11 protein-coding genes are annotated in these 13,406 nt (G+C 72.0%); 5 read left to right on the forward strand and 6 right to left on the reverse strand.

Annotated elements, in window-relative coordinates:
• Positions 1–55: 55 nt before the first annotated feature.
• The 3 genes from DEI88_RS01095 to DEI88_RS01105 all read right to left on the reverse strand — a co-directional run bounded on the left by DEI88_RS01095 (position 56) and on the right by DEI88_RS01105 (position 3,409).
• Positions 56–1,492 carry a hypothetical protein gene (locus DEI88_RS01095; protein WP_284183581.1) on the reverse strand — a complete coding sequence of 479 codons (1,437 nt, stop codon included), beginning with the start codon at positions 1,490–1,492 and terminating at the stop codon, positions 56–58.
• A 241-nt stretch (positions 1,493–1,733) separates the two neighbouring features.
• Positions 1,734–2,663 (reverse strand): helix-turn-helix transcriptional regulator, encoded by a 930-nt coding sequence (locus tag DEI88_RS01100; RefSeq protein WP_181435072.1) that lies wholly within the window; start codon positions 2,661–2,663, stop codon positions 1,734–1,736.
• A gap of 152 nt (positions 2,664–2,815) precedes the next feature.
• The gene (locus tag DEI88_RS01105) at positions 2,816–3,409 is read right to left on the reverse strand and encodes a TetR/AcrR family transcriptional regulator (protein ID WP_181441237.1); all 594 of its coding nucleotides are present in this window, start codon (positions 3,407–3,409) and stop codon (positions 2,816–2,818) included.
• Between the two features lie 258 nt (positions 3,410–3,667).
• Here DEI88_RS01105 and DEI88_RS01110 point away from each other — a divergent pair, with 258 nt between their 5' ends.
• The gene (locus DEI88_RS01110; protein ID WP_111011211.1) at positions 3,668–4,942 is read left to right on the forward strand and encodes an FAD-binding protein; all 1,275 of its coding nucleotides are present in this window, start codon (positions 3,668–3,670) and stop codon (positions 4,940–4,942) included.
• A gap of 183 nt (positions 4,943–5,125) precedes the next feature.
• Here DEI88_RS01110 and DEI88_RS01115 read toward each other — a convergent pair whose 3' ends face one another.
• Positions 5,126–6,154, reverse strand: a complete 1,029-nt coding sequence (locus tag DEI88_RS01115; RefSeq protein ID WP_111011212.1) for a LacI family DNA-binding transcriptional regulator — start codon at positions 6,152–6,154, stop codon at positions 5,126–5,128.
• Positions 6,155–6,338: 184 nt separating this feature from the next.
• Here DEI88_RS01115 and DEI88_RS01120 point away from each other — a divergent pair, with 184 nt between their 5' ends.
• The 4 genes from DEI88_RS01120 to DEI88_RS01135 all read left to right on the forward strand — a co-directional run bounded on the left by DEI88_RS01120 (position 6,339) and on the right by DEI88_RS01135 (position 11,750).
• Entirely contained in the window at positions 6,339–7,286 is a 948-nt protein-coding gene (locus DEI88_RS01120) for a carbohydrate ABC transporter permease (RefSeq protein ID WP_111011213.1), read from the forward strand.
• Positions 7,283–8,248: a carbohydrate ABC transporter permease gene (locus tag DEI88_RS01125; RefSeq protein ID WP_111072161.1), complete on the forward strand. Its 966-nt coding sequence runs from the start codon at positions 7,283–7,285 to the stop codon at positions 8,246–8,248. The genes DEI88_RS01120 and DEI88_RS01125 overlap by 4 nt, the downstream gene beginning before the upstream one ends.
• A gap of 86 nt (positions 8,249–8,334) precedes the next feature.
• Entirely contained in the window at positions 8,335–9,672 is a 1,338-nt protein-coding gene (locus DEI88_RS01130; protein WP_111072162.1) for an ABC transporter substrate-binding protein, read from the forward strand.
• A 65-nt stretch (positions 9,673–9,737) separates the two neighbouring features.
• Positions 9,738–11,750, forward strand: coding sequence for a glycoside hydrolase family 35 protein (locus tag DEI88_RS01135; protein ID WP_111072163.1), 2,013 nt, complete (start codon positions 9,738–9,740; stop codon positions 11,748–11,750).
• Positions 11,751–11,935: 185 nt separating this feature from the next.
• Here DEI88_RS01135 and DEI88_RS01140 read toward each other — a convergent pair whose 3' ends face one another.
• Both DEI88_RS01140 and DEI88_RS01145 read right to left on the reverse strand, forming a co-directional pair.
• Positions 11,936–12,451, reverse strand: coding sequence for a hypothetical protein (locus DEI88_RS01140; RefSeq protein ID WP_111035652.1), 516 nt, complete (start codon positions 12,449–12,451; stop codon positions 11,936–11,938).
• Positions 12,452–12,527: 76 nt separating this feature from the next.
• The gene (locus DEI88_RS01145) at positions 12,528–13,244 is read right to left on the reverse strand and encodes an alpha/beta hydrolase (RefSeq protein ID WP_111012080.1); all 717 of its coding nucleotides are present in this window, start codon (positions 13,242–13,244) and stop codon (positions 12,528–12,530) included.
• Positions 13,245–13,406 lie beyond the last annotated feature (162 nt).

The raw sequence follows: 13,406 nt of genomic DNA on the forward strand, positions 1-13,406 counted from the left end.
GTGCGCCGCGTGTGCGGCGATGACGCGTCCTGCCAGCGGGGCAGGTGCGTCGGGCTCAATCAGGAGCGACGTCGTGGTCGGCGACGACGGATGCGGGGAGCACGTCGTCACCGGTGGGGAGGATCGGGCCGGCCGCCAGGACGACGGACGCGGGAGTCGAGATGGTCGCCACCGGGGTGGTGGGCGCACCACCGGCGGCGGCGCTGCTGCCACCGGTGGTCCCGGTGGGGGCCGCGGGGGCGGTCGGTGCGGCCGGCGCTGCCGGGAGGACCGGGGTCGCGTCGCCGGGGCGGGTCCCGCCAGCGGTGGAGACGGTCGGGACGGAGTCCGTCGTGCCGAGGCCCGATGCGCTGGAGGCCGAGGTCCCCGCGCCCGCACCCGAGCGGACGAGCGTGCTGTCGGCCACGGCGGAGTCGGTCGCGCTGCCGGGCTGACCCTGGGCGGGCTGGCCGTCACCGGGCTGACCCTGGCCGGGTGCCACGGGGAGGACCGGACCCACGACCGGGGTCGTCGGGTCGAGGACGGTGGTCGCGGGCGGGAGGGTCGACGTCACGGGCGAGAGGACCGGGGCGATGCCGCCGAGCACGGGATCGACCACGGAGCCGACGCCCCCGAGGACGGGTGTGACGACGGGGGAGACCGCGCCGAGCACCGGGCCGACCACCGGGTCGAGGACCGGCGAGGTGACCGGGTCGACCGCACCGGGGAGTCCGCCGACGGCCGCGCCGGCGCCCCCGAGCGCGCCGTCGACGAGGCCCGTCACGGGAGCGGTCACGGACCCGAGGGCGCCGGCGCCGAGGACGGGTCCGACCACGGGCAGCGCACCGACCGGCCGCGACCCGAGGACACCCGCGACCGGCCGGAGGGCCCCGTCGAGGGTGCCGGCCGTCGCGCCGAGCGTGCCGCGCGTCCCACGGTCGGCCGTGGGCGTCGTGCTCGTACCGGTGCGCGTGCTCGCGCCGGCGGGTGCGGGCCGGTTGCTCGGGGTCGTCGCTGCGCCGGAAGTGGTCGATGCCGCGGTGCTGCCCGGAGCGGGCGTGCTGCCCGCGGACCTGCTCGGCGCGGAGCTGATCGGGACCGCCGTGCTCGGGGCCGGGGTGCTGGGGGCCGGACTGTGCGCACTCGGGGCCGGGGCTGCCGGGAGGGGCGCGGCGGCTGCCGGGCGGGGCGCAGGAGCTGCCGGGCGGGGCGCAGGAGCTGCCGGGCGGGGCGCAGGAGCTGCGGGAGCGGGCGCCGCCGGGGCCGGAGCCGGTGCTGCGGGGCGGGTCACGGGCTGGACCGCGGTGCCGACGCCGTCGACCACACCGCTGACGGTGTTCCCCACGGCGCCGAGCAGGGAGTGCGACGAGGTCGTGCCCGGGGTCGTCTCGGCCGCCGAGGCCGGCTTCGCCCCGAGGAGCAGTCCGAGCACGACGAAGGCCGCTGCGACGACGGTGCCGAGCAGGGCGAGCCGGACGAGCGCGATCCTGGGTGCGCCCAACGGCTTGTCCATGCGCTCACCTCCTGATCTGGCTGCGCACGACTGAGTGGTTGTCAGGGAATGTACTCCGGCTCGTGAGCGGGTCGACGAATGCCAGGGATTTCTCAGGTTCTCCGAGCGGCGGGCGCGACGACGCCCGCCGCTCGCGGAGCGTGCCGCGAGGACGCAGGCGCGCGAGCGTGTGGACCCACGAGCGCGGGTGGCTCCCGGGCCGACGCCGGGCTCCCGCGGCGTGGTGCCGGCAGCGGGCCGGTCAGTGCCGGAGGGTCTCCTTCGGGTACTCCCCGAACCGCGCCGCGTAGGCCGCCGAGAACCGGCCGAGGTGCAGGAAGCCCCAGCGGTTGGCGACCTCGGCGATCGTCGTCGTCGTGGCACTCCGCTCACGGAGCTCCGCGTGCACCCGGTCGAGGCGGACCTCCCGGATGTACGTGTTCGGGGTGACGTCGAACTGGCGCTGGAACGCCTGCTGCAGCGCCCGGAGGCTCAGGTTGGCCTCCTGCGCCAGGTCGGTGCTCGTGATCGGCAGGTGCGCGTTCTCGTGTACGTACTCGACGGCGCGGCGGATGTGCGCGTTCCGGGGGAGCAGCAGATCGCGCGGCAGCCCGTCCGTCTGCTGCGGGAACAGCTCGAGGAACGAGACCGCTCCGAGCCGACCCATCTCGGCCTGGAGGAGCGGGCTGGCCTCGCGGTCCAGGACCGTCTTCGAGATGAGCGACACCGTGTCCCGCCAGAGCTGCATCGCCCGGTCGCTCGGCTCCGCCGTGTGGTCGAACCGGACCGTCGGCGCGTCGAGCCCGCGCTCGGCCGCGACCTCCTCGACGGTGGTTCGTTTGATCTGCACGAGCTTCTGGTCGTAGTCCTCGAAGGCGAACCGGAAGGGGCGGTCCGACGGCCAGATGCGGGGCCGGTTCGGCAGGAGGTCGACCTCGTCGCGCCCCAGGTCGAGCCTGCCCGTACCGGACGTGATCCACTGGACCACGTAGTCGTCGCCGCGCGGCATCTCGCCCTCGAGGCGGCCGTGGAAGCGGACGTTCCGCAACGTCAGGTGGTCGTCGCCGACGACGCTGTACCGGAAGTCGAAGTCGTCCACGGTGCGTTCAGCGCGCCACGATGCTCCGGCGTACTCCGCAGCGAGTACGTCGCGTGCCTCGTCGAGGTCGGCTCCTCGGAGGTCTTTGCGCACGCGGGATGCGCGGTCGTCAGTCATCATCCACCGCGCGCAGTGTCGCACATGCATGCAAACAATTCGTCGGCGCTGTCCGAAGAGCGCGGACGGGCCGCACAGCCGGCCATCGCCCCGGGAGGACGCACGGCCCTTCCGACGGGCCCAGCGCCTCAGTGACCCTCGACGGTGTACACGGCGATGAGCATCGCGGCCGCTGACCGAGCGGACGACGCGGGACGGACCGACCCGTGGATGGCCGCCTCGACCTGCGCGCCCTCCGCGAGCAGGGACACGGCGTGCGCGAGGTGGCCCGGCAGCCCCGCCCGGTCGCAGAGCTCGGCCAGGTACCGCTCGAACCAGGTCAGGTGCTCGTCCGCCAGTTGCGCGACGTCCGCATTCCGCCGGCCGAGTTCCCCGTAGCCGTTGATGAAGGCGCAACCGCGGTAGGAGCGCTGCCGGAAGGTCGCCTCGAGGTACGAGAACACCGCGAGGATCTGGTCACGCGGGTCGGTGAACACGGACACCGCGGCGGTCAGGTCCGCGACCCAGGAACGGTGCCGGGCCTCCATGACGGCGACGACCAGCTGGTGCTTCGTCGGGAACTCGCGCCGCAGCGTCTCGAGCGGCAGGTCGGCGTCACGAGCGATCCGCCCCACTGACACCGGTCCGAACCCGCTCCGGTCGAACAGTCGGTCCGCGCTCGACAGGAGCCTCGAGCGGAGCTGCCGTTCGAGGATGGGGGTGTTCAGAGGAGGAGGCGTCATGGTGTGGGGTGTGCGGTGCGCCCCCGATGGTAGGGACGAGCGCTGAGCGCGTGCCCCGCCTGTCCGTGATGAGCGGGGACCGGCGTCGATCATCCAGGAAACGCTGGTCCTGGCCTCCGACCGTCACCGCGACCGCGCCGGCCGCGACGTTCCTCAACGTATGGCGGTCGGGGTGGCGAGCGTCGGAGCGGCTGCACTACCGTGTGCACCACCGCGGGTGAGCGCTCACCCGCGACGCCCGACCCGCGGAGGAGCGGCATGAGCACCATCGAGACCACCGGCGCGGACCTCCGCACGAACTGGGCCGGGAACGTCACCTACCGGGCTCGCGAGGTGGTCAGGCCGACCACCCTCGACGAGCTCCGCACCGCCGTCACGAGCAACCCCCGGGTGACGGCGCTCGGCTCGCGGCACTCCTTCAACCTCGTCGCCGACACCGACGGCGTGCAGATCGCCCTCGGCGCGATGCCCGAGGTCATCGAGATCGACAGCGAGCGGCGGGTCGCCCGTGTCGCCGCCGGTCTGACCCACGCGCGCGCTGCCGCCGCCCTCGACGAGGCCGGGTTCGCCCTCGCCAACCTCGCATCGCTGCCACACATCTCCGTCGCGGGCGCCGTGGCGACCGGCACCCACGGATCCGGCGTCCGGAACGCGTCGCTCGCGTCGAGCGTCGTCGGTGTCGAGATCGTCCGTGCGTCCGGCGACGTCGAGGTGCTCGATGCCGACCACCCCGACCTCGACGCCCACCGGGTGGGCATCGGCGCACTCGGCGTCGTCACCGCCGTCCACCTGGCGATCGAGCCCCGGTTCGACGTGGCCCAGCGCATCCACACCGGCCTGCCGTGGGAGGTCGTCGACGCCCGCTTCGAGGACGTCATGTCCGCCGGGTACAGCGTCAGCATGTTCACCGGGTACGTCCACGACGGCATCCGGCAGGTGTGGACGAAGCGCCGTGTCGACCGTGACGACCCCGTGGTGGACCTCGAGGACCTCGGCGCCATGCCCTCGACCTCGCCGCTGCACCCCGTCCCCGGGTCCGACAACGCCGGCGTGACCGAGCAGGCCGGCGTGCCCGGCCCGTGGCACGAGCGGCTCCCGCACTTCCGATCCTCGTTCACCCCGAGTGCCGGTGCCGAGATCCAGTGCGAGTACCTGCTGCCCGCGTCGGACGCGGTCCCCGCGATCCAGGCCCTGCGCGGCATCGGCGAGGCCATGGCGCCCGTGCTCTACGTCTCCGAGATCCGTCGCGTCGCCGCCGACACCGCGTGGCTCGCCCCGAGCAGTGAGCGGGACTCGGTCGCGTTCCACTTCACGTTCCACCGCGACCCCGAGGGCGTCGCGGCCGTGTTGCCCCTGATCGACGCGGCGCTCGCCCCGTTCGACGCCCGGCCGCACTGGGGCAAGGTCACCGCGATGCCGGCCGAGCAGCTCCACGTGGTCTACCCGCGCCTCGGGGAGTTCGCGGCGCTCGCCGACCGGGTCGACCCCGAGCGGCGGTTCCGGAACCCGTTCCTGACCGAGGTGCTCGGCTGAGCGAGGGCACCCGCCGCCCGGCTGCCCGGCTTCCGTGACGTCCGACGGTGCCGCTGTCGTTCGACCGCGGGACCGTCGACGCATGCTCGTGCGTCGGATGCAGCCGCATCAGGCGACTCGACCGGTGTCGAACGACAGCGAGTGTCGGGAACAGGCGTTCTCGAGAACCGGGACGCAGGGCGGCTAGCGGTTCGGCGGCGCCGCGCTCGCCCGCTCCACGAGTGACACGGGGACGAGCCCCCCGTGGTCGGGCGCCGACCGCCCCTCGATCTCGGCGATCAGGGTGGACACCGCGCGCCGCCCGACCTCGTCGAACGACTGGTGCACCGTCGTGAGGGGCGGCCAGAACGAGTCGGCCTCGGGCATGTCGTCGAACCCGACCACGCTCAGGGTCCCGGGAACGGCACGCCCGGCCTCGTGTGACGCACGGAGGATGCCGAGCGCCGTCTGGTCGTTCGCGGCGAAGACGGCGGTGATCTCCGGCCGGGCGGCGATCCGCTGCCCGGCGGTGTAGCCGGCGTCGGTCGTCCAGTCGCCCCGGATGACGTCGGGTACGGGACGCCCGGCCCGTTCGAGCGTGGCGCGCCACGAGGCCTCCCGGCGCATGGCGGAGTACGACGCGCGGGGTCCGCTGACGTGCCAGACGGTGTCGTGGCCCAGGTCGAGCAGGTACTGCGTGGCGATCCGGGCGCCCTCGGCCTGGTCGGTGTCGATCGTGGGGTGCTCGGCGGTGGCGGAGGAGTCGACCACGACGACGGGCACGCCGTCGGGCAGCGCGACCTCGGCGGCGTCGAGCACGTGCGACTCGATGATGATCACGACACCGTCCACGGCCTGTTCGGACAGCCGGGTGAACGCGGACCGGACCCCTGCCTCGGTGCGCCGGGCCATCGGGAGCAGGGTGATCGTGAAGTCGGCTGCGCCCGCGGCCTCGGCGATGGCCTCGAGCGTCCGCATGTTGCCGAACGACGCCAGGGTGAACAGGATCACCCCGATGGTGCGGAACCGCCCCGAGCGGAGGGCCCGGGCGGCACGGTTCGGCCGGTACCCGAGCTCGGCCATCGCACGACGCACGCGCTCCCGGGTGTCGTCGCTGACGTTGTCGAACCCGCGGGCGACGCGGGACACGGTCTGCATCGAGACCCCGGCGGCCTGCGCGACCGCGGCCAGTGACGGGGCCTTGCGGATCTCGGACGGGGTCTCCGTGCTCATCGGGGTCCCCTCCTGGCCCGCCGCGATCGGCCGGGTCCACCTCGTTCGGCCGCATCATCGCACGAACCGGGCCTCTGGTCACGATTCTGCGTCGGCGCTTGCATGTTGACGTTGCCATGCTACGGTGAACCGCGCGATGTTGACGTCAACATCTGCGGGAGCACCGTCTGGACGAAGGAGTCGTATGACCGCGATCACCGCGCGCCGGGGAACGTCACCCGGCGGCCGGAACGGCGCCCGTGGCGGCGCCCGGGGCAAGGGCCGAGCCCGCCAGCGCTGGACCGGCTGGCTGTTCGTCGCGCCGTTCATGATCGTGCTCGTCGCGATGCTCATCGTGCCGATCGGCTACGCGCTCTGGCTCAGCCTGTTCCGCGACCAGCTCATCGGCGGCAACCAGTTCGTCTGGTTCGCCAACTACCTGCAGCTGTTCCAGGACGCCAAGTTCTGGGCCGGGTTCCTGCGCGTCGTCCTGTTCCTCGTGGTCCAGGTGCCGGTCATGCTCGTCCTCGCACTCGTCGCCGCCCTCGCGCTCGACAGCGGTCGCCTCTACGGCTCGGCGTTCTTCCGCATCGGGGTGTTCCTGCCCTACGCCGTGCCGGGTGTCGTCGCCGCGCTCATCTGGGGCTTCATCTACGGCAACCAGTTCGGCCTGACCGGCGCCGCGAACAAGGCCCTGGGCATCGACCTGTTCGAGCCGTTCAGCCCGCACTGGGTGCTCGCGTCGATCGGCAACGTCGTCACGTGGGAGTTCCTCGGCTACAACATGCTGATCTTCTACTCGGCGCTCCGGGTGGTGCCGACCGAGCTGTACGAGGCGGCCGAGATCGACGGCGCCGGACCGCTCCGCACGATCATGTCGATCAAGATCCCGGCGCTGCGCGGCTCGATCGTCATCGCCACGATCTTCTCGATCATCGGCAGCTTCCAGCTCTTCAACGAGCCGAACCTGCTCAAGACGCTCGCCCCGAACGTCATCGGCAGCGCATTCACCCCGAACATGTACGCCTACTCGCTGTCCTTCAGCGGCCAGCAGTTCAACTACTCCGCCACCGTCGCGATCGTCATGGGTGTCATCACCGCCGTGATCGCCTACGTCGTCCAGGTGCGCGGCACGCGAGCGGAGAACCGATGAGCGCCGTCCAGACCCCACCGCCCGTCACCATCGCGACCGAGGGCACACGCGGCCGCGACCCGCGTGCCCGCGCTCCCCGGGCCTCCCGTCCGGGTCGCAGGACCGGCGCCGGCTCGCCCAGGCCGCGCCGGAGCGGGCTGCTCACCGCCGTCATGGTGGTGTTCACCGTCTACTCGTTCGCGCCGCTCGCCTACCTGGTGATCAACAGCACGAAGACGCAGTCGTCGCTCCTGTCGACGTTCGGTCTCTGGTTCGGCGGACACTTCAACCTGATCCAGAACCTGCACGACACGCTGACCTACAACGGCGGGATCTTCCTGCAGTGGTTCGGCAACACCCTGCTCTACGTCGTCGTCGGTGCCGGCGGGGCGACGCTCCTCGCCACGGTCGCGGGCTACGGCATGGCGAAGTACGCGTTCCCCGGCCGCCGGGCCGTGTTCGCCATCGTGCTCGGCGCGGTCGCGATCCCAGGCACGGCGCTGGCTGTCCCGACGTTCCTGCTGTTCTCGCAGGTCGGCCTGACGAACACGCCGTGGGCGATCATCCTGCCGTCGCTCATCAGTCCGTTCGGGCTCTACCTGATCTGGACGTACGCGATCGACGCCATCCCGATGGAGCTCATCGAAGCCGCCCGCATGGACGGTGCCGGCGAGTTCCGGATCTTCTTCACGATCGGGCTCCGACTGCTCATGCCCGGCGTCGTCACGGTGCTGCTGTTCGCGGTCGTGGCCACGTGGAACAACTACTTCCTCCCGCTGATCATGCTGAGCGACCCCCGCTGGTACCCGCTCACGGTCGGCCTGAACCAGTGGAACGCGCAGGCCACCGGCGCCGCCGCCCAGCCGATCTACAACCTCGTCGTCACGGGTTCGCTGCTCACGATCATCCCGATCGTCGCCGCGTTCCTCTTCCTCCAGCGCTTCTGGCAGTCCGGCCTCGCGGCCGGGTCCGTCAAGGCGTGACCTCCCGCCCCGTCGGCCGGGAGGCCCGGGGCAGCACCCAGCACCACCGCACCCCTGCGATCCACAACGAAGTGAAAGGCATCACCATGCACAAGCGTCTCCGGCGCGGCCTCGCCGCCGTCGCCATCGGCGTCTCCGCCGCGGTCGCCCTCGTCGGCTGCGCGAGCGGCAGCTCGTCGGCCTCGGGCGGCAGCGCGAGCGACGTCTCCGCCGCGCTGAAGAAGGGCGGCACGATCACGTACTGGTCGTGGACCCCGTCCGCCAAGGCCCAGGTCGCCGCGTTCGAGAAGGCGTACCCGAAGGTGCACGTCAAGCTCGTCAACGCCGGCACCGGCACCGACGAGTACACGAAGCTCCAGAACACGATCAAGGCCGGCTCGGGCGCGCCCGACGTCGCGCAGGTCGAGTACTTCGCCGTCCCGCAGTTCGCGCTGTCGAACTCCCTGGCCGACCTCACCTCGTACGGGTTCGGCTCGCTCAAGGGCAAGTACTCCGCGAGCACGTGGGACTCGGTCGCCATGAACGGCAAGATCTACGGTCTGCCGCAGGACTCCGGCCCGATGGCGCTGTTCTACAACAAGCGCATCTTCGACCAGTACGGCCTCGCCGTCCCGAAGACGTGGAGCGAGTACGTCGCCGACGCCAAGAAGCTGCACGCGGCGAACTCCAGCGAGTACATCACCGCGGACAACGGCGACCCCGGATTCGCGACCAGCATGATCTGGCAGGCCGGCGGCACCCCGTTCACGACGAACGGCACGAAGGTGTCGATCGACCTGCAGGACGCGGGGAGCAAGAAGTGGACGTCGACCTGGAACCCGCTCGTCCAGGGCAAACTCCTCTCGACCACGCCGGCCTGGAGCGACGACTGGTTCAAGCAGCTCGGCAACGGCCAGATCGCCTCGCTCATCACCGGCGCCTGGATGCCCGGCAACCTCGAGGCGAGCGCCCCGGCCGGCAGCGGTGACTGGCGCGTCGCCCCGATGCCCACCTACGACGGCAGCAAGGCCGTCACCGCGAACAACGGGGGCAGCTCGCAGGTCGTCATGAAGCAGTCGAAGAACCCCGCGCTCGCGGCGGGCTTCCTCAAGTGGCTCAACTCGTCGAGCGCGAGCACGAAGATCTTCGCCAAGTCCGGCGGGTTCCCGTCGACCACCGCCGACCTCGAGTCGTCGTCGTTCCTCAACGACAACCCGTCGTACTTCGGTGGCCAGAAGATCAACGAGGTCCTCGTCGACGCGTCGAAGAACGTCAAGTCCGGCTTCACCTACCTGCCCTACGAGGTCTACGCGAACAGCGTCTTCGCGGACACGGTCGGCCAGTCCTACCAGAACAACACGTCGCTCGACAGCGGCCTGCAGTCCTGGCAGAGCCAGCTCGTCAAGTACGGCAAGCAGCAGGGCTTCACGGTCTCGTCCAAGTGACCGAACGGTGCCCGGGCGCGCGTCGCCCGGGCACCGTCCCCTCCCATCCGAAGAAAGGCACGCTCATGCGTTTCGCCATCGGCCCCGACGACTTCCTGCTCGACGGCGAACCCCACCGCGTGCTCTCCGGAGCGCTCCACTACTTCCGCGTCCACCCCGACCAGTGGGCGGACCGGATCCACAAGGCCCGGCTCATGGGCCTCAACACCATCGAGACGTACGTCGCCTGGAACGCCCACGCGCCGTCGCCCGACACCTTCGACCTGACCGGCGGGCTCGACCTCGGCCGGTTCCTCGACCTCGTCGCGGCCGAGGGCATGCACGCGATCGTCCGCCCCGGCCCGTACATCTGCGCCGAGTGGGCGAACGGCGGACTGCCGTCCTGGCTGTTCGCCGACGCGAACGTCGGCGTGCGCCGGAACGAGCCCCGGTTCCTCGCCGCCGTGCAGGCGTACCTCGAGCGCCTCGCCCCCGTGCTCGTGCCCCGGCAGATCGACGCCGGCGGCCCGATCGTGCTCGTGCAGGTCGAGAACGAGTACGGCGCCTACGGCTCGGACCCCGCCTACCTCCGCGCGCTGCTGGCCATGCACCGCGACATCGGGCTCACCGTTCCGTTCACGAGCGTCGACCAGCCGATGGGCACGATGCTCGAGGACGGCACGATCCCGGGTCTCCACGCCACCGGCTCGTTCGGGTCCCGCGCGTCCGAGCGACTCGCGACCCTCCGACGTGTGCAGCCGACCGGCCCGCTCATGTGCTCGGAGTTCTGGGACGGCTGGTTCGACAGCTGGGGTGAACACCACCACACGACCTCGGCGACCGACTCCGCCCGGGAACTCGACGCACTCCTCGCCGCCGGGGCGTCCGTCAACGTCTACATGTTCCACGGCGGCACGAACTACGGCCTGACGAACGGTGCGAACGACAAGGGCGTCTACCGACCGATCGCGACGAGCTACGACTACGACGCACCGCTCGACGAGGCCGGGCTGCCCACCCCGAAGTTCCACGCGTTCCGATCGGTCATCGAGCGGTACGCGCCCGTGCCGGACCTGCCGCCGGAATTCGCCCCGGACGCACCCGCCCCGGCCCCGGTGCCCGACGTCGCACTCCGGTTCGACCGTGCCCTGCCGCTCTGGAGCACCGTCGACGACATCGCCACGTGGACGCACCACGACGACGTCCCGACCGTCGACGCACTCGGGAGCGGCGCCGGCTTCGTGCTCTACCGCACCGAGGTCGACCTGCCCGCGGGCGGCGTCCTCACCGTCGAGGAGGTCCGCGACCGCGCCCAGGTGTTCCTCGACGGGCGACCGGTGGGCGTCCTCGAGCGCGAGCACCACGACCACGCGCTCGTCCTGCCGCCGGTGGGCCGCGCCGTGCTCGACGTCCTGGTCGAGGACCAGGGACGCGTCGACTACGGCGTCCGCATCGGGGAGCCCAAGGGCCTGATCGGCCCGGTCACCGTCGACGGCGCCCCGCTGGCCCGGTGGTCCGTCACGCCGCTCGACCTGGTCGCGGCCGTCGCCGGGCCCGCGGACGGCCGGGAGGCCCGGCACGCGTCCGTCCCGCAGCCCGCGTCCGCCGTCCCCGCCGCCGTCGCATCGCTCGGCCATCACCCGTCGGACGGCGCCGCGAAGCCTGCCGCCGTGTCCCCGGCTGCGGAGCCCGCCGCCGACGTGCCCCAGGTCGCGGACGGCCCGCTCGGCGAGCACATGACGGAAGGGGCCGTGCTGACGGCGCCGGCCCCGGCCCTCCCGGTCGTCGCCGCGCTCCGCGATGCTCGGCCCGACCCGGCCCCGACGCTCGCGGGGCCGACGTTCGCGCTCGCGACCGTCGAGCTCGACGCCGTGCGGGACCTGCACCTGGCGCTCGACGGGTTCGGCAAGGGCGTCGCCTGGGTGAACGGGTTCTGCCTCGGGCGGTACTGGTCGCGTGGCCCCCAGCGGACGCTGTACGTGCCGGCGCCCGTCGTCCGCGCGGGCCGCAACGAGGTCGTCGTGTTCGAGCTCGGTGCCGCCGCCCGCCGCGATGCGGTGTTCCGGGGCTCCGCGGACCTCGGGCACACGGAGGCCTGATCCCCGAACCGGCTGGTCTACTCCGTCACGGATGACCACATCGTCGTGTTGCAGGCGCGCGACCACTCCTGAGGTGACCGAGCCGGAGCGGTCGGTGTCGTGCTGATGGCACACGGCGTCCGGATCGCCGAGGCGCGACCGCTCCGATGTCGCCTGTGAGGGCAGGGTCGCTGCCACCGCACGAGTCACACCCCGATCATCTGGGGCCGACGCCGAGCTCCGACGATGCGGCCCCGCACGAAGAGCACGACCGTCCGCCCGAGCACCTCACCGACGGCCATCAGCAGGAGCGCGTCCACCCACGCCGATTCCTCGATCCGGTGCTCGACGCTGAAGGTGGCGAGGTGCAGCTGCCCGGCAGCCGAGTTCGCCCAGAGTTGGAACGCCAGGCGGAACCCCATGCCGAGCACCCAGAGGGCGGCTGCCGCCGGTGTGGCCCGGGCGAACGGGTGACCGTCCTTCCGCCAGACGCGCGTCAGTGCCGCGGCGCCGATCCCGAGCGTCACACCCACCGCCGGTCCGAGGAGGACGAGGAGGACCCCGTTCGCGGTCGTCGGGAGTGCGTGCCCGTAGTGGAGCACGGCCACGGCGACGAGTGCGATCGGCAGGAGGAGCTGCACGATGCCGAGCCGTCGTCCGCGGAGTTGTAGCACCACGAGTCCGAGCAGGGTGCCGTCGATGAGCCAGTCAGTGATCGTCATGCGGCAAGCCTCGCGATCCCCGCGCGGCTGGGGCACCACCCCGGGGTGGTGCCGGGGGTGGTGATGCGGCACGCGATCAGGCGGGCCCGAACACCTCGGGTAGTGCCCCGACGAACCCGTCGAAGTGGCTGTACCACAGCGCGTGCGCTGCTCCCGGGACGCCGCGGACGGCGACACCGCTGGCGGTGAGCAGCTCCACGAGCTCGTCGTCGACGACGTCGCTCGGCTCCGCCCGCACGACGATCGACCCGCGCTCGGGCATCCAGGTGCCGCCGGCCGCAGCCGCGACGGATGCCGCCGTTGCCGGGTCGAACCGTTCCGCAGCGCGCGCCTCGACGACGCAGTCCTCGTCGCCGTAGTACGGCCGGGAGGCGCGGAGCCCCTGGACGGTCCGCTCACGTCGGTCACGTTCGTACTCCAGCTCGACCGTGGCGCGGTCCCAGCCGCCGCGGCTGCTGAACGGGGCCTCCACGTACACGGTCCAGTCGGGGCGGAGCTCCTGCACAGCGGCAGCCAGGACCAGACCGCCGAAGGAGTGGCCGATCGCGAGCGCCGGAGGACGCTGCGAGGTCGCGCGAACGGCGTGCACGACGGCCGCTGCGGCACGCTCGACGGTCAGGTGCGGGTCCCGCTCCGACAGCCCGTGGCCCGGCAGATCGATCGTGAGCACGCGGTACCCCCGATCGGTGAGCAACGGCACGACACGCCACCAGCTCTCAGAGGAGCCCATCATCCCGTGCAGCAACACGGCGGTGTCCGGTCCGCTGCCGCGCTCGTCGACGTGGAGGCGCATCCGGTCATACAACCACGGCCACGGGACGGACCGGCTCGTCCGTGGCTCCCGCCTCCTTCCGACTGCACGTGTGTCGTTCGACAGCGGGGGAGTCGTCGCCTGCTCGGACACCCGACGCGCGGCGCGAGAAGCGTCATCGCCGGTGTCGTTCGACAGCGGTGC

The organism is Curtobacterium sp. MCBD17_003, assembly GCF_003234885.2.
Classification (GTDB): Bacteria; Actinomycetota; Actinomycetes; order Actinomycetales; family Microbacteriaceae; genus Curtobacterium.